Annotated in this window: 25 protein-coding genes; 10 read left to right on the top strand and 15 right to left on the bottom strand. The window is 69.3% G+C overall.

The window, feature by feature from the left end; genetic code table 11:
* Positions 1-127: 127 nt before the first annotated feature.
* Positions 128-1,855 carry a methionine--tRNA ligase gene (gene metG / locus I8N67_RS33985; RefSeq protein ID WP_200308121.1) on the top strand — a complete coding sequence of 576 codons (1,728 nt, stop codon included), beginning with the start codon at positions 128-130 and terminating at the stop codon, positions 1,853-1,855.
* A 53-nt stretch (positions 1,856-1,908) separates the two neighbouring features.
* Positions 1,909-2,274: a PH domain-containing protein gene (locus tag I8N67_RS33980; protein WP_200308120.1), complete on the top strand. Its 366-nt coding sequence runs from the start codon at positions 1,909-1,911 to the stop codon at positions 2,272-2,274.
* A gap of 109 nt (positions 2,275-2,383) precedes the next feature.
* On the opposite strand, the gene I8N67_RS33975 is transcribed toward I8N67_RS33980, so the two are convergent.
* The 5 genes from I8N67_RS33975 to I8N67_RS33955 all read right to left on the bottom strand — a co-directional run bounded on the left by I8N67_RS33975 (position 2,384) and on the right by I8N67_RS33955 (position 7,663).
* Complete coding sequence (locus tag I8N67_RS33975; RefSeq protein ID WP_200308119.1) at positions 2,384-3,742, bottom strand: pectate lyase family protein; 1,359 nt, start codon at positions 3,740-3,742, stop codon at positions 2,384-2,386.
* 169 nt (positions 3,743-3,911) lie between these two features.
* Entirely contained in the window at positions 3,912-4,265 is a 354-nt protein-coding gene (locus tag I8N67_RS33970) for a cupin domain-containing protein (protein WP_200308118.1), read from the bottom strand.
* Positions 4,266-4,371: 106 nt separating this feature from the next.
* On the bottom strand, positions 4,372-6,225 hold the full coding sequence (locus tag I8N67_RS33965; protein ID WP_234046735.1) for a carbohydrate-binding domain-containing protein: 1,854 nt from the start codon (positions 6,223-6,225) through the stop codon (positions 4,372-4,374).
* Positions 6,222-7,052, bottom strand: coding sequence for a VTC domain-containing protein (locus tag I8N67_RS33960; protein ID WP_200308116.1), 831 nt, complete (start codon positions 7,050-7,052; stop codon positions 6,222-6,224). The genes I8N67_RS33965 and I8N67_RS33960 overlap by 4 nt, the downstream gene beginning before the upstream one ends.
* Entirely contained in the window at positions 7,049-7,663 is a 615-nt protein-coding gene (locus tag I8N67_RS33955; RefSeq protein ID WP_200308115.1) for a DUF4956 domain-containing protein, read from the bottom strand. The genes I8N67_RS33960 and I8N67_RS33955 overlap by 4 nt, the downstream gene beginning before the upstream one ends.
* A gap of 222 nt (positions 7,664-7,885) precedes the next feature.
* Here I8N67_RS33955 and I8N67_RS33950 point away from each other — a divergent pair, with 222 nt between their 5' ends.
* Together I8N67_RS33950 and I8N67_RS33945 are read left to right on the top strand one after the other, a co-directional pair.
* A complete protein-coding gene (locus I8N67_RS33950; protein ID WP_234046734.1) occupies positions 7,886-8,521 on the top strand; it encodes a pathogenesis-related family 1 protein in 636 nt (211 codons plus the stop codon).
* Positions 8,522-8,600: 79 nt separating this feature from the next.
* Complete coding sequence (locus I8N67_RS33945; protein ID WP_372443864.1) at positions 8,601-9,353, top strand: nucleotidyl transferase AbiEii/AbiGii toxin family protein; 753 nt, start codon at positions 8,601-8,603, stop codon at positions 9,351-9,353.
* Positions 9,354-9,557: 204 nt separating this feature from the next.
* Here I8N67_RS33945 and I8N67_RS33940 read toward each other — a convergent pair whose 3' ends face one another.
* A complete protein-coding gene (locus I8N67_RS33940; protein WP_200308114.1) occupies positions 9,558-9,746 on the bottom strand; it encodes a DUF397 domain-containing protein in 189 nt (62 codons plus the stop codon).
* Positions 9,747-9,753: 7 nt separating this feature from the next.
* The gene (locus I8N67_RS33935) at positions 9,754-10,596 is read right to left on the bottom strand and encodes a helix-turn-helix domain-containing protein (protein ID WP_200308113.1); all 843 of its coding nucleotides are present in this window, start codon (positions 10,594-10,596) and stop codon (positions 9,754-9,756) included.
* Positions 10,597-10,841: 245 nt separating this feature from the next.
* On the opposite strand from I8N67_RS33935, the gene I8N67_RS33930 reads away from it, so the two are divergent.
* The 3 genes from I8N67_RS33930 (at position 10,842) to I8N67_RS33920 (ending at position 13,104) form a co-directional block, all read left to right on the top strand.
* The gene (locus I8N67_RS33930) at positions 10,842-11,297 is read left to right on the top strand and encodes an ATP-binding protein (protein WP_200308112.1); all 456 of its coding nucleotides are present in this window, start codon (positions 10,842-10,844) and stop codon (positions 11,295-11,297) included.
* A gap of 79 nt (positions 11,298-11,376) precedes the next feature.
* On the top strand, positions 11,377-11,595 hold the full coding sequence (locus I8N67_RS33925; protein ID WP_200308111.1) for a hypothetical protein: 219 nt from the start codon (positions 11,377-11,379) through the stop codon (positions 11,593-11,595).
* A gap of 48 nt (positions 11,596-11,643) precedes the next feature.
* Entirely contained in the window at positions 11,644-13,104 is a 1,461-nt protein-coding gene (locus I8N67_RS33920) for an AAA family ATPase (protein ID WP_200308110.1), read from the top strand.
* 38 nt (positions 13,105-13,142) lie between these two features.
* On the opposite strand, the gene I8N67_RS33915 is transcribed toward I8N67_RS33920, so the two are convergent.
* From I8N67_RS33915 to aspS, 4 genes are all read right to left on the bottom strand, one after another.
* A complete protein-coding gene (locus I8N67_RS33915; RefSeq protein ID WP_234046733.1) occupies positions 13,143-13,694 on the bottom strand; it encodes a hypothetical protein in 552 nt (183 codons plus the stop codon).
* A 219-nt stretch (positions 13,695-13,913) separates the two neighbouring features.
* A complete protein-coding gene (locus tag I8N67_RS33910) occupies positions 13,914-14,918 on the bottom strand; it encodes an intradiol ring-cleavage dioxygenase (RefSeq protein WP_200308109.1) in 1,005 nt (334 codons plus the stop codon).
* A gap of 156 nt (positions 14,919-15,074) precedes the next feature.
* The gene (locus tag I8N67_RS33905) at positions 15,075-16,082 is read right to left on the bottom strand and encodes an intradiol ring-cleavage dioxygenase (protein ID WP_200308108.1); all 1,008 of its coding nucleotides are present in this window, start codon (positions 16,080-16,082) and stop codon (positions 15,075-15,077) included.
* Positions 16,083-16,228: 146 nt separating this feature from the next.
* The gene (gene aspS, locus I8N67_RS33900; protein WP_200308107.1) at positions 16,229-17,992 is read right to left on the bottom strand and encodes an aspartate--tRNA ligase; all 1,764 of its coding nucleotides are present in this window, start codon (positions 17,990-17,992) and stop codon (positions 16,229-16,231) included.
* A gap of 403 nt (positions 17,993-18,395) precedes the next feature.
* On the opposite strand from aspS, the gene I8N67_RS33895 reads away from it, so the two are divergent.
* On the top strand, positions 18,396-20,600 hold the full coding sequence (locus I8N67_RS33895; RefSeq protein WP_200308106.1) for a SpoIIE family protein phosphatase: 2,205 nt from the start codon (positions 18,396-18,398) through the stop codon (positions 20,598-20,600).
* Between the two features lie 18 nt (positions 20,601-20,618).
* On the opposite strand, the gene I8N67_RS33890 is transcribed toward I8N67_RS33895, so the two are convergent.
* Positions 20,619-21,689 carry an AI-2E family transporter gene (locus I8N67_RS33890; RefSeq protein ID WP_200308105.1) on the bottom strand — a complete coding sequence of 357 codons (1,071 nt, stop codon included), beginning with the start codon at positions 21,687-21,689 and terminating at the stop codon, positions 20,619-20,621.
* Between the two features lie 136 nt (positions 21,690-21,825).
* The gene (locus I8N67_RS33885) at positions 21,826-22,212 is read right to left on the bottom strand and encodes a hypothetical protein (protein ID WP_200308104.1); all 387 of its coding nucleotides are present in this window, start codon (positions 22,210-22,212) and stop codon (positions 21,826-21,828) included.
* A gap of 131 nt (positions 22,213-22,343) precedes the next feature.
* Here I8N67_RS33885 and I8N67_RS33880 point away from each other — a divergent pair, with 131 nt between their 5' ends.
* Together I8N67_RS33880 and I8N67_RS33875 are read left to right on the top strand one after the other, a co-directional pair.
* Positions 22,344-22,592, top strand: coding sequence for a hypothetical protein (locus I8N67_RS33880; protein ID WP_200308103.1), 249 nt, complete (start codon positions 22,344-22,346; stop codon positions 22,590-22,592).
* A 152-nt stretch (positions 22,593-22,744) separates the two neighbouring features.
* A complete protein-coding gene (locus I8N67_RS33875) occupies positions 22,745-23,683 on the top strand; it encodes a BRO-N domain-containing protein (RefSeq protein WP_200308102.1) in 939 nt (312 codons plus the stop codon).
* Between the two features lie 92 nt (positions 23,684-23,775).
* Here I8N67_RS33875 and I8N67_RS33870 read toward each other — a convergent pair whose 3' ends face one another.
* Both I8N67_RS33870 and I8N67_RS33865 read right to left on the bottom strand, forming a co-directional pair.
* Positions 23,776-24,477, bottom strand: a complete 702-nt coding sequence (locus I8N67_RS33870; protein ID WP_200308101.1) for a hypothetical protein — start codon at positions 24,475-24,477, stop codon at positions 23,776-23,778.
* A gap of 133 nt (positions 24,478-24,610) precedes the next feature.
* Entirely contained in the window at positions 24,611-25,582 is a 972-nt protein-coding gene (locus I8N67_RS33865; RefSeq protein WP_200308100.1) for a pirin family protein, read from the bottom strand.
* Positions 25,583-25,727: the final 145 nt, after the last annotated feature.

The following is a 25,727-nucleotide window of genomic DNA, read 5'->3' as shown; positions in this document are numbered from 1 at the left end:
CCCTCCCGGGCCCTCCCGCCCCGTGCCGTCCGCTTCCCACCCGTTAAAACGGGAGGCGGGCGGCACACCCATGTCGGCTACGATTTCAAGGTTCGTAAAAAAAGACCCGACCTGGGAGCAGCCCGCGATGGCTCGACACCTCATCACCAGCGCCCTTCCCTACATCAACGGGATCAAGCACCTGGGCAACATGGTGGGGTCCATGCTCCCGGCGGACGTGTACTCCCGCTACCTCCGCCGGCGCGGCCACGACGTCCTGTACATCTGTGCGACGGACGAGCACGGCACGCCGGCCGAGCTGGCCGCCAAGGAGCAGGGGCTCCCGGTCGACGCGTTCTGCGCGCAGGCGCACGACGCGCAGAAGGCGGTCTACGACGGCTTCGCGCTGGCGTTCGACTACTTCGGCCGGAGTTCCTCCCCGCAGAACGTCGAGATCACCCAGCACTTCGCCCGTCGGCTGAAGGAGAACGGGTTCATCGAGGAGCGGGCGATCCGCCAGGTGTACTCGCCCGCCGACGGCCGCTTCCTCCCGGACCGGTACGTCGAGGGCACCTGCCCGCACTGCGGTTACGACAAGGCGCGCGGCGACCAGTGCGAGAACTGCACCCGCGTCCTCGACCCGACGGACCTGATCGACCCCCGGTCGGCGATCTCCGGCTCCACGGACCTGGAGGTCCGCGAGACCAAGCACCTCTTCCTCCTCCAGTCCAAGCTTCAGCACGAGGTCGAGGCGTGGGTCGCGGAGCACGAGGAGGAGTGGCCGCATCTGTCGTCCTCCATCGCCCGCAAGTGGCTGAACGAGGGTCTGCACGACCGCGCCATCACCCGTGACCTGGACTGGGGCGTGCCCGTCCCGGCCGACACCTGGCCGGAGCTGGCGGCGGAGGGCAAGGTCTTCTACGTCTGGTTCGACGCCCCGATCGAGTACATCGGCGCGACGAAGGAGTGGTCGGACCTGGAGCCGGAGAACCGGGACTGGAAGTCCTGGTGGTACGAGGCCGACTCCGGCGACAACCCGGTCCGCTACACGCAGTTCATGGCGAAGGACAACGTCCCCTTCCACACAGTGATGTTCCCGGCCACCGAGCTGGGCATCCGTGAGCCGTGGAAGAAGGTCGACTACGTCAAGTCCTTCAACTGGCTGACGTACTACGGCGGGAAGTTCTCGACCTCGCAGAAGCGGGGCGTCTTCACCGACCAGGCCCTGGAGATCCTCCCCGCGGACTACTGGCGCTACTTCCTCATCGCCAACGCGCCCGAGTCGGACGACTCGTCCTTCACCTGGGAGCACTTCACCGCCACGGTCAACAAGGACCTCGCCGACACCCTCGGCAACTTCGTCAACCGCGTCCTGTCCTTCTCCAGGAAGCGCTTCGGCGACGAGGTCCCGGCGGGCGCGGCGGCGGGCGAGCCGGAGGCGAAGCTGGGCGAGGAGATCGCGCGGCTGCTCGGCGAGTACGAGTCGCAGATGGAGGCCCTGCAGTTCCGCAAGGCGGCGGCCGCGCTGCGCGCCCTGTGGTCGGCGGGCAACTCCTACCTGGAGGAGAAGGCCCCCTGGCTGGAGATCAAGACCGACCAGGAGGCCGCGGCCCTCACCCTCCGCACCGCCATGAACCTGATCCACCTCTACTCGGTGGTCTCCGAACCCTTCATCCCGGCCTCCTCGGCCGCGATGCGCGCCGCCTTCGCCCTCAAGGACGACACGGCCGCCTGGGTCACGGCGGAAGAGGCCAGGTCCCTCGACGCCGTCCCGGCGGGCACCCCGTTCACCGTCCCGCCGGTCCTCTTCGCGAAGCTGACGGAGGACGACCTGGCGGCGTACAAGGAGCGGTTCGGCGGTACGCCGGCCGCGTGACCAGGAGTAGTGAGCGGGCAACCCCGTGCACCCGGGAGCGCGTCTTGCGGGACATGGCACTGTTCGGAAACGCGCACACCGTCAATCCCGGCAAGGCCCAGCAGGACTACGCACGACTGCTGGGTCAGGGGGAGCAGGTTCACGCCGCGTTCCTGCTGATCCGCGACACCATCCTGTTCACCGACCGCCGTCTCATCCTGATCGACAAGCAGGGGCTCACCGGCAAGAAGGTGGAGTACCACTCCGTCCCGTACCGCAGCATCACGCACTTCGCGGTCGAGACGGCCGGCCACTTCGACCTCGACGCCGAGCTCAAGATCTGGCTCTCCGGCACCCAGGAGCCGATCGAGAAGACGTTCACCAAGGGTGTGGACATCTACGAGGTGCAGGCGATCCTCACCGAGTTCGTGGCCAGGTAGCCCAGCGCGACGGGGCCCGGGAAGCCGTACGCTTCCCGGGCCCCTCTGTGCGGTCCCGGACCCCTTCCTGCATCACTGATCCGGGACGCTTGCGGGTCAGGGGCCAGGGCTAGGACAGCGCCCTGGCGCCGGTGCCCCTCTTTCCCGTCAGATCGGTCAGCAGGTTCGTCACCGACGTCTGGAGGCCTGCCGTGAGGGCGGGGGTCCAGTTGACGGTCGTCTTCAGCTTCTTGGAGTTGGCGGAGTTGTACGCGGCGACGAGGTCGGTGGCCTTGCCGTTGACGAGGTTGCCGGTGCCGGCGACCGAGCCGGTGCCGTCGCCGCTCAGGAGCTTGGCGACCTTCGCGTCGGCGGGGATCTTCCAGACGTTGCGCTCGGCGACGACCTGGGCCTTGGCGCGGGAGTCGAGGCTGTACTTGGGGGTGTAGCCGTTGACCGCGGTGGTGTCGTAGACGTTGTTGTAGAGGTGGATCTGGCCGATGCGGGCCAGCGGGGCGCGCTGGACGATGCCCTTCCAGAGGTTGTGGTGGATCGTCACGCGCAGCTTGCCCGTGGAGTCGGTGTCGCTGCTGCCGATCAGCATCGTCTTGTCGTGGTTGAGGAACTGGTTGCGCTCGACGGTCACCAGGTCGGAGCCGTTGGTGATGTCGAGGGCGCCGTCGTGGACCTGGTACTTGCGGCCGTAGTACGTCGCCTCGGTCTTGTCGAAGGTCGGCGCGTCGGTGAACGTGTTGTGGTCGGCCCAGACGTTGGTCGCGCCGCGCAGCGTGACGGAGTCGTAGTTGGAGTTCCACTCGCCGGACGAGCCGTCGGTCGGGTCCCACTGCGGGAAGCAGTCCTGGGTGTCCGCGAAGGTGAGGTTGCGGACGATGACGTTCTTGACGTTCTGGACCAGGACGCTGCCGCCGAGGATGCCGGCCTTGGTGCCGGGGACGCCCACGATGGTGGTGTTCGACGGCACCCTGAGGACGATGTTCTTCTTCTGCTTGTCCTGGGCGGCCTTGCGGGCGGTCTCCTGGGTGCCCGACGGCGCCTTCTTGCCGTACGTCGACGGGTCGAACGCCTTGAGGTAGGCGGAGAGCGAGTAGCCGGTGCCGGAGGCGTAGTCCGCGCAGGTCAGCTTCTTGCCGGAGTCATTGGTGTTGGCGTCGATCGTGCCCTTGACCTTGATGATCCGGGGCGTGGTGTCGGTCGCGGAGCCCAGCGCCTTCACGAGCTGCGCCCGGGTGGACACCGTGAAGGTGTGCGCCGCGTCGGCCTTCGTACCGCCGGTCGTACCGGCACCGGACGCCGCCCAGCCGTCCTTGGCGGGCAGCACCTGGTGGTACACGTCCACCGGGCCGGCGTTGGCGTTCATCACGAGGACGCCGGCGCCGACAGCGGCGGCCACGGCGGCGGCGGAGACCACGAGGGTCCGGCGCGAGCGGAGGGACCGGCGGTGGGACGGGCGCGGGGAGGCAGAGGCCACGGATGAGTCCTTACGTAACGTACGTGATTCTGGAGAACACGTGGTTCGTGTGGGGCCCCCGTGAAGGGGGTTCCGACTCATGTGTGGTCACGGGCCCGGGAAAGGTTGCCGCCGAACTCGTTTTCTCGCGCCGCCTCCTGACGGACCCTCTACTGCGGTCCGCGGGCCACTACTTGATGTGGTCCAGCACCGCCTGGAACTCCTTGGTCGGCGAGAACTCCACGAGTTCGACGTCCTCCAGGGCCTCCGGCGAGTGGCCGGGGCTCCAGTAGTAGGTCTGGCCCGCCTCGTAGAAGTCCTCGCCCTCCGTCGTGCGCATCCTCAGCCGTCCGCTGACCACGAGTCCCCAGTGGGGGCACTGGCACAGGTCGTCGGGGAGCCCCTTGAGGGCCGGCGCCATGTCCATGCCCTGGGGGAGCTTGAGAAAGGCGACGCTCATGCCGCCGCCGATCTCCTGGATGCGTACCTCAAGGCCGTCGCCCTCGATCTCGACGGGGGCTTCGGTCCGCGTGACTGCCGTCATGATTCCTCCACGACCGGATCACTGCGGGGGTCTGTGTGATCTCCGCCTCTCTTCCAGTCTGACCCTGTCCGCCGAGGAGTGCCCAGACGAGTGCCTGGAGGAGCGCCTATCCGCGGTCGCCGCCCCCGCCCGGTCCGCCGCCGCCGAAGCCGCCGCCCTCCGGGGCCTCGCCCGCCGTGACCGTGGCGATCTTCTCGGCGTCGCCGAGCTTGCCGGAGGCGGCCAGGCCACCCGTGTCGGTGCCGGAGGTGGAGCCGCCGGAGTACACCGTGTACTCCTCGCCGCTCTTGATCGACTCGCCCGAGTAGACGACGTTCTGGATGGTTTTCGAGGTGACGTACGACGCCACGATTTTCCCGTCCGCGTCGACGATGTGCAGGGTCGTGCCCGCCTCGACCGAGGAGTCCAGGGTCGCCGAGAGCCAGCCCTGCGCGGACTCGGTGTCCGGGGCCACGACCATGCCGGAGCTGCCGGAGGCGAGGAGTGTGCCGCCGCTGACGGTGAAGCTGCCGTTGACGTCGAGCGCGCCGTTGCGACCCATCTCGGGGCCGTTGACGACGATCGTACCGCCGGTGATCTCGGCGGTGCCGTTGGAGTCGAAGCCGTCGCCCTGGGAGTTGAGGATCAGGGTGCCGCCGGTGACCTTGGCGGAGTAGTCGCCGACGTTCTCGCCGCCACCACCGCCGCCGGGACCGCCGCCGAAGCCGCCGCCCTGGGCGCCCTCCTCCTGCGAAGTGGCCTCGCTGCCGGAGGCGTTGACGCCGTCGTCGTCGGAGGTGACGTTCGAGGTGCCGCCGCGGACCAGGATGTCCTTGCCCTCAAGGCCTTCGTTGGAGCCCGTGATGGTGAGGGTGCCCTCGCTGATGACCAGGTCGCCCTCGGCGTGGATGCCGTCGTCGCCGGCCGCGAGGGTGACGTCGGCGCCGTTGAGGTGGACGGCCGCGTCGCCGTGCAGGGCGTCGGCGGAGGCGTTGACGTCGACCGTGCCGCCCTCCAGCACCGTGATGACACCGGACTTCAGGCCGTGCGCGGAGGTGTCGTCGGAGGCCTCGCTCTGCACCGTCAGCTTGCCGCCGGTGACGACGAGGTCGGTGGCGGCGTCCACGGCGTCGCCGCTCGCGGTGACGGAGACCGTACCGCCGTCGACGGCGATGTAACCGGCGTCCTCCTCGTCCGCGTTGTCGGACTTGAGCCCGTCGCCCTTCGCCGTCACGGTGACCGTGCCGCCGTTCACCACGAGGTAGTCCTTGCCGCGGATGCCGTCGTCGGCGGCCTCGACGGTGATGTTCCCGCCCACGACGACCAGCCCGTCCTTCCCGGCGATCGCGTCGTTGCCGTTGCCCTTCACCGTGAGGGAGCCGCTGCCGCCGATCGTCAGATCGCCCGCGCTGTACAGGGCGGCGTTCGCCTCGGCGTCGTCCGCGTAGGAGTCGGTGTCGCTCAGCTTGTTCTCGCTGCCGTCCGCGAGGACGACGACGAGCCGCTCCGCCTCGGTGGCGGCGATCGCGGACCCGGAGGAGCTGGAGATGTCGACGCCGTCGAGGACCAGTTTGACCGTCGCCTCGGGCGCGGTGATCACGATCTGCCCGTCGTCGAGGGACCCGCTGAGCCGGTACGTCCCACTGGCGGTGATGGTGACGGTGGACCCGTCGACGTCGACGCCCTTGCCGTCGGCCGAGGCCGAATCTCCCTTCAGTTCGATGTCGACGGCCTCGGACGCCTCGTACTCCGTGTCGCCGTCCTCGGCGTGCGTCTTCTCGTTGTCGGCGAGGACGGCTGCCGCGTTCCGCGTCCCGTCCACGGCGGAGGCCGCGCTCGCGCTCGACGAGGCGTCGGAGGACGCGGATTCGGAGTCGCTTGCGGAGGAGCACCCGGCCAGCGCGGCCGAGGCGAGCACGACGGAGGCGAGGGCGCCTGCCGCCTTCGTACGCAGGGCCCTCAGGCGAGTTCTCATGTTCATGCGGGACTCCCGTTCAGGGCGGTTGCGGTGGGAAAGTGGCGCCGTAGCACGGGCAGCCATCGGTTGGCGGGCAGGTCGGGCCGGAGCGCGGCGAGCCCGGTGCCGTACTTGGAGACCGGGCACGGCCGGTGTTTGAGCGACCACAGCAGCCGGTCGGCGCCGCACCCCGCGCGCCCGGCCTTGGTCTCGACGATGGTCCGCTCGGGGGTGCGCAGTTCGGTGCCGTCGGGCAGCGCCCAGGTCAGGTCGGTGTCGACGGTGACCCGGCTGCCGCTGCCCGGCAGGAACAGCGTGGTGCGGCGGTAGCGGGTGGTCAGGGTGGGCACCAGCCGGAAGTGACGCGCGTCGATGCCCGACTCGCCGAGCACCTGGTCGGCGTACGCACGCGCCTCGGGCCCCAGCCGCGACAGCTCCCCGTCGTACGGGACGCGCTGCTTGACGGTGGTGCCGCGCGGGCCGCGCGTCTTGACCTCCAGGAAGTGCTGCCCGGAGCCCAGATACGTCCGTATCCGCAGCTTGAAGCGGCGTCGGCGGCGCCGGGCGGCGCCCAGGTAGCCGTCCATGTCCGGGGTGTCGAAGTACACGGACCGGTACCCGAACTGTCGTTCCCCGTCGACCTCCAGGACCTGCACTCCCCCAGTCTCGGCTCCGCTCGACCGGGAGGTGCCCCCACCATCGAGCCCGCCGATCACGAAGGGGAGATCGACGAGGGGCAGCATGTACTTGCGGTCCAGGCGGGTCAGCAGTTCGGCGCGGTCGACGAGTTCGTCGAGGCCGATGGGGCGCAGCGCCCGTACGACCGGTGCGACGGAGTCCAGGACCGTCATGCCCGGACCTCCTGCCCGCGCTCGACCCGGTGGTCCGTACCCGCCTCCTGCGGCACCCGCGATCCCGCGCCGGTGACGACGTAGCGGACCTCGACCAGGGTCATGTCGTTGACCAGGTCCACGCTCTGCACGGACAGGTTCACCACCCGTCCGCCCAGCAGCACTTCGAGGTGCGCGCGCAGGGCGTCCTCGTCGGTGTAGGCGGCGTCGAGGCGCAGGCTGCGCTGCCGGTAGCGGCCGAACAGCTTGGGGTGGTCGCCGACGTACAGCGTGGCGACGATCAGTGCCATGAGGAGGGTCGAGAGGACGTTCACCTGCTCGGGCAGACCGGCCAGCAGGCCGAGGGCGAGGGAGGAGAAGTAGTACGCGATCTCGTGCTGCTGGATCTCGTTGGACCGCAGCCGGATGATGGACAGGACTCCGAAGAGCCCCATCCCGAGGCCGATGCCCACCGACGAGGAGCTGAGCGTCATCGCCACCGCGAGGACACCGACGTTGACGCCGAGGAAGGCGGCGATGAGGTCCCGGCGGTGGTGACGCGGGAAGTAGACCGCGAAGGTCAGTACGGAGATGGCGGCCAGATCGGCGACCACGAGAAGGGTCTGGTCCATGACAAAGGACGATCGCGGGCCAAGCTGTGAGCTTCCTTTGCCTTCCCTTAACTGAACTTGAGAAGTCTTCAGGGTCAGCGACAGGTGAACGCGCGCTGCGCGAAACCCCTGCCACCCCCGGTTCCCCCGAAGGGGTGGCAGGGCCCCGCGTGATCCGCCGAACGCTCCCCTGCTTCCCGTACAAGTGACAACGCGAGTACGGCAGTTGGACACAAGGGACGGATGCGAGTGGACGTGGGGGCGGGCGCGGGTATGGCAGTGATGCGACGAGGCCGGGTGGCGGGGGTGACGGCCGCCGTCGTGGCGATGGTGACCGCACAGGCACTCGCGCCGGGGGCGGCGCGGGCCGCGACGGGTTCCGGGCCGAAGGTCGAGACCACGGTGGCGGCAACGGGGCTGGAGTCACTGACACCGGCGACACCGGTGACACCGGTGACGCGAAAACCGGAGGTCAACCGCTTTCTGACGATGGTCAACAAGGCACGAGCCGACGTAGGTGTCCCCCCGCTGGTCTGGGACGACGCCGTCGCCGCGCACGCCCGCTCGTGGGCGAGGGTGCGGGTGGCCGACTGCCGGATCGTCCACTCGAACAGCCGGTACGGCGAGAACCTGGCCAAGGGATCGGACCCCGACTACTCGATGTCGGACGCGGCCCGCCTGTGGATCGACGAGAAGCCCGACTACGACCGCCCCTCGAACTCCTGCGAGAACGACAGGGAGTGCCTGCACTACACGCAGGTGGTCTGGCGAGGCTCGACGCGGGTCGGCGCGGCGAAGGCCAGATGCGCGAACGGCTGGACGTACGTGGCCGCCAACTTCGACCCGCCGGGCAACTGGGTGGGCCGCAGGCCGTACTGACCGGGGAAACAGCTAGGGGCCGTGATAATCCCCCCATGGCCCCACCCCTCTCACCCCCCACGCCTCCGCAGGTTCACACGTGAACGACCTCCCGGACGCCCCCGACCTCCCCGACCTCCCCGACCTCTCCGTCCTCCCCGACCAGCTACGTCACCTCCTCACCGACGTCCTGACCATCGGCACGCCGTACGCCCTCGCCCTCACCGGCGACCACGCGGCGCAGGCGCACGGCCTGATCGAGGCGCGTCCCCCCGCCCGGGACCTGGAGGTGGCGACGGAACACGCGGCGCCGATGGAGCAGATCACCGCGACGGTCCGGGTGGGCCTGGCGGAACGCGGCTGGCTGGTGCACGCCGTCGAGACGACCCCGCTCTCCGCCCGCCTCGTCGTCACCGATCCCACGACGGCGGAGGTCCGAACCGTCGACATCCTCAAGGAAACGCTGTGGCATCCGCCGGTCGAGACGCCGTTGGGCCCCACGCTCTCCCTGGAGGACGTGGTGGGCACGAAGGTCCGGGCCGTCGCCGACCGGGGCACGGCCCGCGACCTGATCGCCGTCCACGCGGCAACCGCCCACTGGACCACCGCCGAACTGGAGGAACTGGCCCGCCGCCACACCTCCGCCACCTCCACCACGTTCGACCTCACGGACCTCCAGTCCCGCCTCGAAGGCACCGAGTGGCTCGACGACAGAGAATTCGCCAGCCACGGCCTGACCGCCGAAGCCATCCTCGAACTCCGCCAATGGGCCCAGACCTGGGCCGACGACATCGCCGAACGCCTCCTCGAAGAGGAGGCCTTGGCACCCCCCACGGAGGACGACCCCTGGTGAGCGGGAGACGGTACGTGGCCCGAGGCGTTCCCGGCGGCTACCGCATCCGCGGAGATCGGCCAGCTGATGGGCCGGGCGGACCCGTACCTGACAGCGGCCGTCGTCGCGTACGGCACGGGAGTACTGACGCGAGCGGAGAGCGCGGCGAAGGAGACCACGGTGAACATCGGCCGCCGGATGTGAACTCGTCGTCGTGGCCCCCGGTCACAGGTGGTCCGCGCGGAGCCGACAGAGGAGCGCGGCGAGGCCGCCAGGGGCAATGGGAAGTATTCGAGTCGGGTCGTCACTTTCGCGGAGGAGCAACTCGGCGCGGCTGTGGGCGATTTCGACGCACTCGTTGCCGTTGGCGCCACCGGAGAACGAGGACTTCCGCCAATCGCGGGGCTGCGTCATGAGGGCCTCACACTTCCTTCGACAACCGGTGAATGAAGTCCCGGGACCTTGCGGGGTCAAGTGATACCGACTCCACCTTACGAAAGAGCGTTCGCATGGCGAGGAGCTGAGCGGCGTCGTCGAGAAAGGCGGTGCCGTACGGGGTGTCCCGCTGCACGGTGTCCAGCGCGGCCACCGGACCACCCAGGTAGAGAAGCGCCGCGCTCGCACCGGCGAAGCCATCCGTGTCGAAGGGGATCACACGTACGGTGACGCTCGTGCGCTCCGACTCCTGGAGGATCTGTTCGAGTTGAGCCCGCGTCACGCTCCGGTCGGCGACGCGCGTACGCAGTACGGACTCATGCAGCACCACCTCGTACGGGCACCGCTCAAGGACCGCCTTGCGCCCCATGCGATGCGCGACCCTGGGCTCCACCTCGCCCTCCACGAACTCCGGAACCCAGTAGGAGAACACCGCCCGTGCGTAGTCCTCGGTCTGCAACAACCCAGGAACGTGCGAGGTTCCGATCACTTGGATGGACCGGGCATGGTGTTCCAACTCCGCCAGGTCCAGGAACTCCGACGGCAACACACGCTGGTACTCGTCCCACCAGCCTTGCGTACGGTCCGTCGCCATCGCCACAAGGGCCTCGATCAACGCGGCGTCCGCACAGGCGTAGAGGGCGGCGAGCCTGCGTACCCGCTCCTCACTGACGCCCGACAGCCCTGACTCGACCTGGCTCATCTGCGCCGAGGTCGACGAGAGGAGCCGTGCCGCCTCTCGGGCCGGCATCCCCGTCCTGTCCCGCAGTTTGCGCAGTTCGGTGCCCAGACGCACCTGCCGGGCGGTGGGCTGACTCCTCGGCGCCATGGCGGCTCATCCCCTCAACGGCACTGCTCGAAGGCCCCATTGGACCCCCTCGTTCGGGTGTCAGGTTACGCGAACGCCTTGCATCAGGAGAAATTTCTCCTCTACCGTCGGTGACGCGACGCACACGCTGCGGAACGCCGGGGCGTCCCGGAAGCGCACCGCACCGTCCTGCCAGGACGGGCGCGACAGAGCCACCGCCCGGACCACAGCGAGCCCAACTCCCTTCCACCACACAGGAGTCACGCATGCCCGCAACCGGCGACCCGACGGCCACCACCCCCGACGAACCCTGGACCTACACCCTCTCCATCCCCAACAACCCCCGAGCCGTCACCATCGCCCGCCGCACCCTCCGCCTCATCCTCACCCTCCACGACCTCCACCATCTCACCGACGCCGCCGAACTCGTAGCGACCGAACTGGTCACCAACGCCGTACGACACACCAAGGGCCCGGCGGCCATGAGGCTCCACTGGCGGGCCCCGGCGCTGCGCGTCAGCGTGTGGGACACGGACCCGAGGCCACCGGCCCCGGCGCCCCCGGCCCACGCCACCCCGAACCCCGCCCTCGAATCCGGCCGCGGCCTCACCCTGATCGAGGAGTGCTCCGACAGCTGGGGCTGGTATCCCCTGGGCGTGGCCGCCCAACCACCCCACGCCAACGGCAAATTCGTGTGGTGCGAGCTGGCCCGGGCGGCCTGAACGTTCTCACTGTCCCCGAAAGAGTGATCCCATCCCGTCGGCCGGACACCCGGCCCGAACGCCCCCTGGGTTCCGCGACATGGTCACATCAGTCCACGCCCACAAGGCCTCACACCGCGTCTTCCAGGAGCACCCGGAGGCCCTCGCCCCTGTCTTCGACGCGCTACGGGTCCCGCTGACCCCGACGGCGGCCATCGAAGCGCTGTATGACATGAGTGAACTGCTGGCGGTGGGCCTGGACGGCACAGCGGCGGCAGCGACGTGGGGAAGACCGCGCGGCACCGCTCACGAGATGTAGATGCAAACTACGTAGAATGAATCTACCTATCTGCCGCCAGAGGCTCTCATGCCGACCCCCTTCGTAGGCCGCCACGTCGAGCTGGCTCTCCTGGGCAAGCGCCTCGATCGCGTCACCGCCGACGGCGCCGGCGTCGCCGTCGCCATAAGGGGTCGCCGGCAGGTGGGGAAGTCGAGGCTCGTACAAGAGTTCTGTGATCGGGCCGGGCGGCCGTACGTCTTCTTCAGCGCGACCAAGGGCGCCTCACCCGTGGAGGGCATCACCGATCTCATGGCCGAGCTTCGGGAGTCGTCCCTCCCCGCCGAGCCGGATCTCGTGCCGAAAGGCGCTCCCACGAACTGGCCGGACGCCCTGCGCGCCCTCGCCGCCGTACTGCCCGCCGATACCCCGAGCATCGTCGTGCTCGACGAACTGCCCTGGCTCGCCGAGCAGGACCCCCTGTTCGACGGGGCGCTGCAGACGGCGTGGGACCGACTGCTGGCCCGCCGCCCCGTGCTGCTGCTCCTGCTCGGTAGTGATCTGCACATGATGGAGCGGTTCACGGCGTACGACCGGCCCTTCTACGGGCGGGCCGACAGCCTGGTCCTCGGCCCGCTCAACCCGGCCGAGACGGGGGACGCGCTGGGGCTCGACACCACGGACGCCATCGACGCGCACCTGATCTCCGGCGGGCTGCCGGGGATTCTGCGGGCCTGGCCGCACGGCACCCCGGCGCTCGACTTCATCGAGGCCGAGTGCGCGGACCCCGCGTCGCCGCTCTTCGGCGTTCCGGAGGCGGCGCTCATGGCGGAGTTCCCGGCGCCCGACCAGGCCCGTCGCGTGCTGGAGGCGGTGGGGAGCGGAGACCGTACGCATGCCAGCATCGCGGCGACGGCCGGCAGCCAGAGCGGATCGCTGCCCTCCGGAATACTGTCTCCGCTGCTCAGGAGACTCACCGAGGAAAAGCGCGTCCTCGCCTGCGACTCCCCTCTGTCCACCAACCCTGGCAAGCCCGCCCTCTACCGCGTGGCCGACAGCAGTCTGCGCCTCTACCTCGCCGCCACGCGCTCCGCGCAGGAGTTGTCGAGACGAGGCCGACCCGAGGCCGCGTACCGGCTCGTCCAGCGGCGTTGGACGGCCTGGCGCGGGCGAGCCGTGGAGCCCCTGATCCGGGAGGCGCTGGAACTGGCCGCCGTGTCCGGTGAGTTCCCCTGGCCGGACACCGAGGTCGTGGGCGGCTGGTGGAACCGGCGGTTCTCACCGGAGATCGACCTCATCGGGGCCGACCGCACGCCCATCGCCGGCAGCGTCTTCTTCGCGGGCTCCGTGAAGTGGCTGGCCTCACCGTTCGACCAGCACGACCTGGCCACGCTGCGGAGGGACGCCGCGCAGGTTCCCGGCTTCACCCCGGATACCGGAGGACGGCTGGCCGTGGTGTCCCTCTCCGGGACCGCGGGGCCACTCGGCGACCGTGACGGGGTCGAGTTGGTGTGGGGCGCCGGGGACGTGATCTCGGCCTGGCGGCCCTGAACCGACGACCTCACGCCCACTCCCGGCCGGCCAAAGGCTCACGAAGCGGCGGTGACCGACCTGCTCGCCGCTCTGGAAGGGCGCTCCGAATTCCGGACGACCCGCCCGGCCTGGTCGACCGGACCGCTGATCGCCGTACGAACGGACACCGAAACCGGCATCGGCATCGGCATCGGCATCGGCACCTGACCGGCCGCACCCGCTCCCGCGCCCACCCCCGCATCCATCCCCAGACCCGTACGAGCCGCCTGCACATGGTGCAGGCCCTCGACCGCCGTCCGGGTGACCTGGGCGTACTGGTCGGGTGTGCGGGCGGCCGTCAGCTGGGCGCGGGCGGTGCGGAGGTGTTCGGTGGCGTCGGTCAGGGACTGGGCCGCGCTGCCGCCGGCCCCGGCCTGCGCCCGTACGTCGATGCCGGCCAGGCCGGCGCCCAGCCGTACCACCCAGCGGTTGGCGTCGGCCTCCGCGTCCAGGTCGGACGCCGGTCCGGGCTCCCTCACGGACCGCCGCTGCGCGACGATCGCGACCACGGCCCCGACGATCAGCAACACTGCCACCAGCACGGCCAGCTTCATGGCCTCCTCCAGCATCTCCGAAGCTCCGTCCCGTACGTCGCGTAAATCCCGTACAGGCCTTACGGGTTCCTCACCCCGTACGTCCCATCACACCGCCCCCCGCTGTGCCCATCCGTCGAGAAACCTGTGCGTCGCCTGATGACTTTCCCAGCGTGCGGCCCCGTGCGGGAGGGCACGGCAAAGGCCCGGAACCCAGGGGTGGGGTTCCGGGCCGTTCACCGAGTCTTACGACCGTCAGCTCGCCGAGGGGGTAGCCGTCTGCGACCCGCCCGTCAGCAACGAAAGGTCCAATCCCGTGTTCTCGGCGTCCGGGTCGACGCCGACCGTGATGGAGCCGATGACCCCCTTGGCGATGTCGGCCTTCTTGTACTTCAGCTTGAGGAGACCGCCCTGGGTGCCGGCGCCGTCGTAGATGGTGTCCTCGTCGAGGGTCGTACGCTGCGTCGTGGAGGTCGAGTACGGGTCGAGCTCGGCGGAGGCGAGGACGGCCTCCTCTTCGAAGTAGAACTGGCCGGTGTGGCAGGTGGTGCCACCCTCGTAACCCGCTTCCGTCCACTTGCCATTGACGTGCACCTTGACGTGGACGTGCACGCAACGGCCCTGGTACCAGCCGGGGAAGATCGTCTGGAAGGTGACGAAGCCCTTCCTGTCCGTCTTCGAGGTGCCGCGGAGGTAGCGGGTGTCGCTGGTGGGCTCCTGGTGGATGCCACCGCTGCCACCCCCCGGGAACTCCGAGGGGGTGCCCGAGGGGGTGCCCGAGGGGTCGCCGGTGGGAAAGGCGCCGCCGCCCATGGAGGCGCTCTCGTAGCCCGAGTAGAGACCCAGCGCGTCGCACTGCCAGACGTCGACCGCCGCGTTGCGGATCGGCTTGCAGGTCTCGGAGTCGATCACCTTGAGGCGGAGGACGAGGGGGATGCCCTCCTTGTCCTCGGTGATGTCCCGGCGGAGCTTGTCCGCGTCGATGTAGTACGGGCCCTCGGTGGTCTCCGAGGTGAGCTTGTAGCACTCCTCCCCGGCACTCTCGCTCGTGGAGCCGAGGGGAGTGGCCCCCTTCTTGTTCGTACTCTTGTTCGCATTGTTGTTCGTGCCCGCGCTCGCCGTCGCGACGACGGCTCCGCCCACGGCCACCGCGGCCACGGCACCCGCGCCCGCCACGACGACCTTGCGGCGCGCCAGATCCCGCTTGTGCTTCGGCGTGGGGGCCTGCTCGTTCTCGTTTCCAGTCTGGTTTCCCGTCATGAGCAGGAAATTAGGGAGGCAGACTGTCAAAACAGTAAGAAAACACTGTGATTTGCCCCACTACTCTCACACGGAGGCAGAGGAGGCCCGAAATAGTCGTCCATTTCGGGCTTCCATTCGGCAAAAAACTCTGATTAGGTTTACCTTACTTATGCATCAGTTTGCCGACGCACTCACCGACGCCGACGCCGACGCGGACACGCTCGGCTCCGGCGCCGTCCCCTGCCCGTCGCTGTCGGCCTCCGGGTCCACCCCCACCGTGAGCGAGCCGCGCACACCCCTCGCGATGTCCCTCTTGTCGTAGCGCAGCTTCAGCAGTCCGCCCTGGGTGCCGGTGCCGTCGTAGATCGTGTCCTCGTCGAGCGTCGTACGCTCCGCCGCGTTCGACACGTACGGCTCCACGACCGCGGAGGCGAGAACGGACTCCTCGTCGAAGAAGAACTGGCCGGTGTGGCAGGTGGTGCCACCCTCGTAACCGGCGTCCGTCCACTCGCCGTTGACATGCACCTTGACGTGGATGTGCACGCAACGGCCCCGGTACCAGCCCGGGAACACGGTCCTGAAGGTGACGAAGCCCTTCCGGTCCGTCTTCCAGGTGCCGCGCAGATAGCGGGTCTCGTCCGTGGGCTCCTGGTGGCCGCCGCCCGGGGGCGGGCCGGAGGGATCGCCGCTCGGCGGCTCACCGGTCGGGGGTTCGCCGGTGGGGGCCGGGCCGCCACCGCCGTTGCCCATGTCCTCGTAGCCGGAGTAGACGCCCACCGCGTCGCAGTGCCAGATGTCGACGGCCGCGTTCCGGACGGGCCTGCACGTCTCGGAGTCGATCACCTTGAGGCGGAGAGTCAGGGGGATGCCGCCCTTGTCCTCGGTGACGTCCCGGCGGAGCTTGTCCGCGTCGATGTAGTACGGGCCCTCGGTCGTCTCGGAGGTCAGCAGGTAGCACTCCTCCAGGGCGGGCGCGGGGCCGCCGCCGGGCTTTTCTCTCCGCTCACCGGCGAAGGTGTTCGAGGCGTTCGCCGCCATGACGCCACCCAGGCCCACCGCCGCGACGGCGCCCGCGCCGGCCACGACGACCTTGCGGCGCGTCACATCACCGGCGCCCGCCAATCGCTGCTCATCCTGTCCATTCGCTGCCTGTTCATTCGTTGCCTGTTCATTCGCTGTCATGCGCCGGGAAGTTAGATATGAAGCCTGTCAACCAGCTGAGAAAACGAACCCTTTTCCCCACGCACGCAAAAGGGTCCTGAAATCGACGGACGACTTCAGGACCCTTTTCGAAAACAAAAGAAGAAAGGCTTGCCTTACTTCATTCCCTACTTCGGCTGCGGCTTCCGCACCGTCAGGTGCAGCTCCCGCAGTCGCGCCTCCTCCAGCTCCGTCGGCGCGCCCATCATCAGGTCCTGGGCGTTGCCGTTGAGCGGGAAGGCGATGGTCTCGCGGATGTTGGGCTCGTCGGCGAGGAGCATGACGATGCGGTCGACGCCCGGGGCGATACCGCCGTGCGGCGGGGCGCCGAAGCGGAAGGCGCGGAGCATGCCGGCGAACTGCTCCTCGACGGTGTCACGGTCGTAGCCCGCGATCTCGAAGGCCTTGAGCATGATGTCGGGCTCGTGGTTCCGGATCGCGCCGGAGGACAGCTCGACGCCGTTGCAGACGATGTCGTACTGCCAGCCGAGGATGTCCAGCGGGTCCTGGCTCTCCAGGGCCTCCAGACCGCCCTGCGGCATGGAGAACGGGTTGTGCGAGAAGTCGATCTTGCCGGTGTCCTCGTCCTTCTCGTACATCGGGAAGTCGACGATCCAGCAGAAGCGGAAGACACCCTCCTCGAAGTGGCCGGCCCGCTTGGCGGCCTCGACGCGCACGGCGCCCATGATCTTCGAGACCTCGTCGAACTCGCCCGCGCCGAAGAACACCGCGTGCCCGGCCGCCAGCGACAGGCGCTTGGTCAGCTCGGCGACGTTCCCCTCGGTGAGGAACTTGGCGATCGGGCCGGTCAGCGAACCGTCCTCGGTGACGCGCACCCAGGCCAGGCCCTTCGCACCCTGCTCGACCGCGTAGTCACCGAGCTGGTCGAAGAACTTACGGGGCTGGGACGAGACGTCCGGCACGGCGAGCGCCCGCACGTGCTTGCCGGCGAACGCCTTGAACTCAGAGCCCTCGAAGACATCGGTGATGTCCACCAGCTCCAGCTGGGCGCGCAGGTCCGGCTTGTCGGAGCCGTACTTGAGCATCGCCTCGCGGAACGGGATGCGCGGGAAGGGGGAGGTGACGTGACGGCCGTTCCCGAACTCCTCGAACAGCTCGGTCATGAGCTTCTCGATGGGCTGGAAGACGTCCTCCTGCTCCACGAAGCTCATCTCGACGTCGAGCTGGTAGAACTCGCCCGGCGAACGGTCCGCGCGCGCGTCCTCGTCACGGAAGCAGGGCGCGATCTGGAAGTACCGGTCGAAGCCCGAGATCATCAGCAGCTGCTTGAACTGCTGCGGGGCCTGGGGGAGGGCGTAGAACCTGCCCGGGTTCAGGCGGGACGGGACGACGAAGTCACGGGCGCCCTCGGGGGAGGTCGCGGACAGGATCGGCGTCGCCATCTCGTTGAAGCCCAGCGCCGTCATCTTGTGACGGATCGCGGAGATCACGGCCGTACGCAGCAGGATGTTGCGGTGCATGCGCTCGCGGCGCAGGTCGAGGAAGCGGTACTCCAGGCGCCGCTCCTCGTTGACCCCGTCCTCGGCGTTGATGGTGAAGGGGAGCGGGGCGGCCGCACCGAGCAGCTCGACCTCGCCCACCTCGACCTCGATCTCGCCGGAGGGCAGGTCCGGGTTGACGTTCTCGGTGCCCCGGGAGACGACCTTGCCGTCGACCCGGACGGTCGACTCCTTGGAGATCTTGTCCAGGGCCTCGTACGCCGGGGTGCCCGGACGCGCGACGAGCTGCGTGATGCCGTAGTGGTCGCGCAGATCGATGAAGAGGATGCCGCCCAGGTCGCGCCGATTGTGCAGCCAGCCGCTCAGCCGGACGTCGGTGCCGACGTCAGAGGCGCGGAGCTCGCCGCAGGTGTGGGACCTGTACCGATGCATCGTCGTTCATCCAGCCTTCGCTGATCGGGGATCTGGGTGCGTTCTGGGTGCGTATCTCACCGCTGCCGGTCAGGGTCACGGTCGGTGGCCGCCGCCGGTGTTTCACGTGAAACAACCCCAAGGGTACCGGGCACCCCGAGATCGCCTCCCCACCATTTACCACGGGCCCACGGGAGCCTCGCCGCACGCCGGACGGGAACCTGCCGCAGGCCGGCCGCACACCCGTCACCGTCATGACCGGATACGCACGGTCATGGCCATGGGCAGGACCGCAAGCGGTTACTGTCGCTGGCGTCGATTGCCGTCACCTCCGTCGCCCCTGGCCGTGGTTACTTCGGGTACTGCTCGGTGCCTGGTGCAGTTTCAGTGGCACGGTCCGTTCAGCTGTTCATAGAGTGGGTCAATGCGCAATGGTGAGCCCCCGCCCACCGTGGGGGACGTCCTGTCCGCCCTCGCGACGGGACTGTGGACCTGGGACAGCGCTGCCGAAACCGTCGCCCTGGACGCCGAAGCCGCCCGGCTCCTGGGCTTGCCCGCGGAGCCGGTGACCCTCACCCAGGCCGGCGCGCGGGCACGGCTGCACCCCGTCGACTGGAACGAGATCACCTCGGTCGTGCAGCTCGCCGTCGCCGAGGACACCCTCGCCGAGGTCCGGGTCCGGGTCATGGACGAGCGGGGCCGGGTGATCCGCACCCTCCGCAGCCGCTCCAAGGCGTCCTTCGACCCGGTGCGCAATTCCGTCGAGATGATCGGCACCATCCAGGAGGTCACCGAGCCCTCCCCCCGGACCGCCGCCCGCGCCCCGGCCATCACGGGCGACTGGCGGCGCTCGCGCGAGGCGTTCCTGCTGGACGCGGGCCGGGCCCTGGCCGAGGCACGGTCCACCGCCGAGGTGCTGCGGGTCGCGGCGGGCCTGGCGATGCCGGGCTTCTCACCGGACGGGCTCGCCGTGTTCGGGGTGGAGGCCGACCGTCTCACCGTCATCGGGCACCACGGGCACAACCAGGGCGCCGAGGGCCCCTTCACCCATATGCCGCTGGAGACGGACTACCCGGCCGCCGAGGTCGTCCGCACCGGCCGCGCCGTCTATCTCTCCTCCCCCGAGCACTACAAGGCGCGCTACCCCACCGCCTGGCCGCTCGCCGAACAGTTCGGCCGCCACTCCTGGGCGTTCCTGCCGCTGACCGTCGCCGGCCGCACCATGGGCGCCTGGATGGCGGGCTTCCTGCACCCCGTCAGCTTCACCCCCGACGAGCGCTCGGTCCTGACCACCGTCGCCCGCATGCTCGCCCAGGCCCTCTCCCGGGCCGGCGCCGCCGAGACCGAACGCGAGCTGACCGACGGCCTCCAGCGCACGATGCTCCCCACGCTCGGCCCCGACATACCCGGCATGACCGTCGCCGCGCGGTACGTCCCCACCGGCGGCGGACTCCAGGTCGGCGGCGACTGGTACGACATGATCGCCCTGCCCAACGGCCGCTTCGCCCTCGTCATCGGCGACGTCCAGGGCCATGACGTACGCGCCGCCGGCCTCATGGGCCAGCTCCGCATCGCCCTGCGCGCCTACGCCTCCGAGGGCCACCCCCCGGACGCCGTCCTCTCCCGCGCCTCCCGCTTCCTGCACGGCGTCACCAACGACTCCGCCACCGACTTCACCGACCTGCGCTTCGCGACCTGCCTCTACGTCGAGGTCGACCCGGTGTCCGGCGTGCTCGACATCGCCCGCGCCGGGCACCCCGACCCGGCTGTCCGCATGGCCGACGGCACGGTCCTGGTCCGGCCGACCCCGGGCGGCCTGCCCCTCGGCATCGACCCGGACGCCGACTACCCGACCACCCGGCTGATCCTGGAGCCCGGCGAGACCATGCTCCTGTGCACCGACGGCCTCATCGAGACCGGCGGCCACGACCTCGACACGGGCTGGCGCCGCATCCGCACGATCCTGGAGTCGTTCGACGCGAGCCCGCACGACGGCACGAGCGAGGGGTACCAGGGGGAGGGGGAGGGCGGCGCAGTTCTGGAACCCGGCCGACTGGCACCCGGCCGACTGGAGGCGCTGGCCGACGCGCTCGTCCAGGGCGTGCACGGTCCGTCCTCGCACCACACGCCCGGCCCGCTGGCCGACCGCCGCGAGGACGACATAGCGATGCTGCTGCTGTGCCGGGAGAGCGACGGCTGCGGCGACACCGGCGGCGTACGGGCTGCCGTGCGCCGCACCGCCCTGACGGTCGCGCAGGCCGAGCCCGAGCGGATCGCCGGCGCCCGCCAGCAGGTGCGCGAGCTGCTCCACGACTGGAACTGCGACGACCAGGTCGACTCCGCCGTCCTCCTCGTCTCCGAGATGCTCACCAACGTCCTCGTCCACACCGACGCCGACGCGCTCCTCGTCGCCGAGATGACCGGCGACGGCGACGGCGGCAAGCGCCGGATGCGCGTCGAGGTCACCGACGCCAGCGACGACCTCCCGCACAAGCGCCACCCAGGAGAACTCGCCTCCTCCGGACGCGGCCTCGTCCTCATGGACATGCTCGCCGACGCCTGGGGAGTCGACCCCCGCGGCGACGGCAAGAGCATCTGGTTCGAGCTGTACGAGCCGGCCCCGGGGTAGCCCGGGTGTTGGGGGGCTTTACGTGGCCTCCCCGGCCTCTGCTGCCTCCTCTGTGGCCTCCTCTGTGGCGTACCGCTCCCTCAGTTCATGGAAGACCCCGAAGGCGGCCGCCGTCAGCGGTACCGCGAGGAGCATCCCGAGGACGCCGGCGACCGAGGCGCCCGCGGTGATCGCGACCATGACGACCGCCGGGTGCATCTGCACGGTCCGGCTCTGAATGGCGGGCTGGAGCACATGCCCCTCCAGTACCTGGACGGCCAGGACGATCCCGAGGGCCCACAGCGCGATCACGAAACCCCGGTCCGCGAGGGCGACGAGCACGGCCACCGCACCCGAGATGAACGCGCCGAGATAGGGGATATAGGCCCCCACGAAGACGAGCGCCCCGAGCCCGACCGCCCCCGGCACCCCCAGGATCAGCAGCCCGACGGTGATACAGACGGCGTCGATGAACGCGATGAGCGTCGTCCCCCGCATGAACCCCTCGACCGCCTCGAAGGCCCGCCGCGCCATGGCCTCGCTCATGTCCGCGCCGCCACGCGGCGAGAGCGCCCGGATGGTGTCCATGGCCCGGTGGGAGTCCCGCAGAAAGAAGAAGACGAGAAACAACGCCAGTACGGCCATGGCGAGGGCCTCACCGACGACGCTCACCCCGCTGATCACATTGGAGGCCGCCGTCCCCCCGAACCGGGTGAGCAACTCCTTCGCGTTGGCGGCCAGATCGTCGAGCGAGGTCCCGGCCGCCCCGAAGTACTCGGCGAGATCGCCGGCCGCGTTCCGCAGCGAGGCGAGGATCTGGTCCCCGGTCTCGATGAGCGCGGCGACCACGATGTACACCGCCCCGCCCACGACCGCTACCACGGCCACACAGGTGAGCGCGGCCGCCAGCGAACGGTGCATCCGCGCCTTGACCATCCTCCGGTGCAACGGCCCGAGCAGCGCGGTCCCCAACAGCGCGAGCAGCACCGGCGTGACCGCCGTCCTGAACTCCGCGCACAGCCGGACACCGACGTACACGACCCCGGCGACGAGCAGGATCACGGCACACCAGGCGGCCAGCCTGCGCACGGGCACGGGAAGCAACTGCACACCCCCACCCGACCACGCCCGCCCCCGGCTGTCCCGCCCGGACGACCGCGCGGGTGAGGCCCCGTCCGATCAGCCGGTAAGGGGACAGTGGATAGGGGAAGGGGACACGGGACACGGGACAGGACATCCGGATCAGTCAGTCGATCAGGAAGCGCTGCCGGGAAGAATCGCCGCCCGCACCGGCCGAGGCCTCCTCCACACAGGGCTCCGCCACGGCCACCGCCTCGCGCTCATCTGCGCCCCCTCGGATACCCACGCACTCCCCCTCCCCCCGCACAGGCCGCACCCGCCAGCCGTCCTGGTCCTCCTGCCCCTCGCCCTTCTCGATGCGGAACAACTGGGAGGACCCGCTGAGACCGCAGTCGTCCCAGGGTTCGAACATGTTCCGGAAGTCCCCGTCGCTCAGCAGGGTGAGACAGCCCTTGTCGAACTCCGGGTGATCCCACTGGATGCGGTACAGCCCGTCGTCCCCCCTCAGCAGATACGTCTTCGGCGGCACGGCCTCCCCGCACGGCCGCTGCATCGCCACCACCTTCGACGCACCGCTTCTCGCCCGCGTCTCACCGTCGGTGAGGCACAACCCGGGCGCCCGTACGGGGCGGATCCGGGACAGGCCGGGGCTGGGGCCGGGCCGTACAGGAGCGCAACAACACGGTGAGCGGCAACACCTCCACCAACTCCGGCATCTACGCCGTACTCAGCGAGTGGCGCGACGCCAAGAAGGGCGAGACCTGCGGCAGCGGCAACATCTTCAAGAACAACAAGTACGGCAACGGCTACGGCGGCAAGTCCATCAAGCCCATCCGCTGGGGCGGCAAGGGCGGCGGCAACGCCGGCAAACTCACCTGGAACAACTGCAAGAAGCCCAGCATCACGAACAAGGGCGGCAACAGCAGGCTCTGAGGCCCGGGGGGCGGCGGGGGCGGGAGGGGCGGGGGCCCTCCCGCCCCCCTTCATACAGAATCGACACCTCTGTCCACTTTCGGGTGAACATCCTTGCTATAGACGCGAGTTGCGCCCCCATCTGCCTACCTTCCGAGCGGAGGTGATGCTCGATGTACGAGCACAACAACCCGCCGCCGGAAGAACCGACGGCACCCCACCATGACGCGATCGACATCAGCGACTTCGTGTTCGCGGCTACGGGGGCGAGGGTCCGCAGGCTCACTACCCCCGATGGCGAGCACTGGTTCGTGGCAGCAGACGTGGCCACGGATCTCGGCTACGCAAACACGCGCCAGGCGCTCCTCTGGCACGTTGCAGAAGACTGCACAAAGCGGCTGGACGAGATTGCACAAGGCGTCTACGCCGCAGACGCCTCAAGCAAACTCGCAGCTCACAGGCTGCAAAGGTCGATGAAGTTGGTGAACCTTCGCGGGCTCGTCGCGCTCGTCAACGGGAGCACAAAACAGGAGTCCCAGCCCTTCAAGAACTGGGTCTCAGAAGTCATCGTCACCGTCCAGCGCGACGGCTCCTACTCCCTGGAACCGGCCCCCGTACAACCCGCCCCCACCGGCGGCACGGCGTACTCCATGCCCCCGCAGGTAGCCGACGCCATCGTCCGGCTCGAAGAGCGGAACATCCGGGCGGACGAGATGCTGACGTCGTTCCAGGAGGAGAGCAACGACCTGCTGCGGCAGATCAGCCGAAGCCAGAACGCGATGGCCGAGGCTCTGCGCGACATCGCGCAGACTCTCCGCCGCCCCACCAACCACCCTCACCCCTCCTGGGCGCCGGAGCTGACACCCCGGCAACTCCTCGCCGGCTGGCAGGCGAAGAACCTCGTCGTCACCGACGACGTCCACACCGTGGCGGCGTACCTGGCACCGGCGCTGCTGCATGGAGGGGCCACCTACCGAGTGGAGGACATCGCCACCCGTACGGGGCTGTCACAGGAGCGCGTACACGACTGCCTGGAGATGTTGTTCGAGCTGGGGTGCGTCCGACCAGCAGGCCGCACTCCGGACGGCACGCCGGTCTGCGTACTGCCGTAACGCCGTAGCGGAGCCCTCGTAAGACAGGCAAGACAGGCCCGAAGTCGCAAAACAGAGTTGCGGCTTCGGGCCTCGTCGTACCGTACCGGGTTTCAACTACCTCCCGCCGCCGAAGATGACGAACGCGTCACCAACACCACCCCCGCGACCACCGTCCACAGCCCCATCAGCGGCACGGTGAGCCACGCGCTGAACGGTCCCGCCAGGCTCAGCACCGCGATGACGAAGGCGAACCAGCCGAGCCAGGCCGGCAGGGTGTGGGTCGTGACGGCGGTCCGCCAGACGGCGAAGAGCAGGACCGCCGCGGCGGCCATCGCGGCGATGGACCCGCCGTACGACACGTCGAGCAGCAGCATGGCCACCATCGCGGTCTCGGGGCCGACCAGGAAGGACTCCGTGTTGTTGGCGGAGATCGCGTAGATCGCGCCGGTGATCGCCGCGATCATCAGGAGGACCACGAACGCGGTGCCGCCCGCGAGAACCAGGAACGACCGCTTCCCGGCGAGCCGGGCCAGCGCGGCCAGGAACCAGAAGAAGAGCAGACCGGCCACCAGCATCACCGGGGTCATGGCCTCGGTCAGGTCGAGGTTGCCCTGGTCACGGTAGAAGGTGACCGTCTCGCGGAGGCCGTCCTCGCCCTCGTAGTCCGGGAAGTTGCTGTACGTCACCAGCAGCGCGACGAGCAGCAGTACGCCGGACGCGATGCCGGCGATTCCGGGCCAGAGGTCTCTTCGAGGGGGCTCGTCCGCGTCGAGCCGCGGTGCCGTCTGCGATGTCGGTGTCGGAATCGTCATGCCGGCCTCCCACGCGATGGGACTCACGTGAGGGTCCCGATTCAGCACTCTTTTCCAGTATGCGCAGGATGGACCCTTTGTTTCATGCCGGGAGGCCCCTGCCCGTCGACGGGCAGGGGCCTCCCGGCGGGCCTCAGAGGCCGCCCTCGGACATCCCGTGGACCGTCGGAATCGTGCCCAGGCGCCCCTTCTGGAAGTCCTCGACCGCCTGCTGCAGCTCCTGGCGGGTGTTCATGACGAACGGACCGTAGTGGGCCATGGGCTCACGGATCGGCTGTCCGCCCAGCAGCACGATCTCCAGGTCCGGCGCGTTGGCGTCCTGCTTCTCGTCCGCGCGGAAGGTGATCGAGGAACCGGCACCGAAGACGGCCGTCCGGCCGAGCTGGATCGGCCGCCGGCCCACTCCCACGCTGCCGCGCCCGGCGAGTACGTACGCGAGGGCGTTGAAGTCCTCGCGCCACGGGAGGGTGATCTCCGCACCCGGCGCGACGGTCGCATGGAGCAGGGTGATCGGCGTGTGGGTGATGCCCGGGCCCTGGTGGCCGTCCAGCTCACCGGCGATGACGCGGAGCAGTGCGCCGCCGTCGGGGGTGGAGAGGAGCTGGACCTGACCGCCGCGGATGTCCTGGTACTTCGGCGCCATCATCTTGTCCCTGCCCGGGAGGTTCACCCACAGCTGGATGCCGTGGAAGAGACCGCCGGACATGACCAGCGACTCCGGCGGCGCCTCGATGTGGAGCAGGCCCGAGCCGGCCGTCATCCACTGGGTGTCACCGTTGGTGATGGTGCCGCCCCCGCCGTGGCTGTCCTGGTGGTCGAAGATCCCGTCGATGATGTAGGTGACGGTCTCGAAGCCGCGGTGCGGGTGCCACGGGGTCCCTTTCGGCTCCCCAGGCTGATACTCAACCTCACCCATCTGGTCCATCATGATGAACGGATCGAGGTGGCGGTAGTCGATCCCGGCGAACGCGCGGCGGACCGGGAAGCCCTCGCCCTCGAAGCCACTGGGCGCGGTCGTCACGGTGAGCACCGGGCGGGCCACCGCCTCGGCCGGCGCGACGACACGGGGCAGGGTCAGCGGGTTCTCGACGGTCACTGCAGGCATGTCCGTACCTCCTTGTGCGCTCAGTTTAGTTGAGTATTGAACTTTCTACCACCCCACAACGGCAAAGGCCCGGAGGACATTCCCTCCGGACCCCTCAGACCTCTCAGACCTCTCGGACCTCTCGGACCTCTCGGACCTCTCGGAC

It is taken from the genome of Streptomyces adelaidensis, from assembly GCF_016598475.1.
Classification (GTDB): Bacteria; Actinomycetota; Actinomycetes; order Streptomycetales; family Streptomycetaceae; genus Streptomyces; species Streptomyces adelaidensis.
Note: the sequence above shows the minus strand (reverse complement) of the source record. Positions and strands in the feature narration are given on the sequence as shown.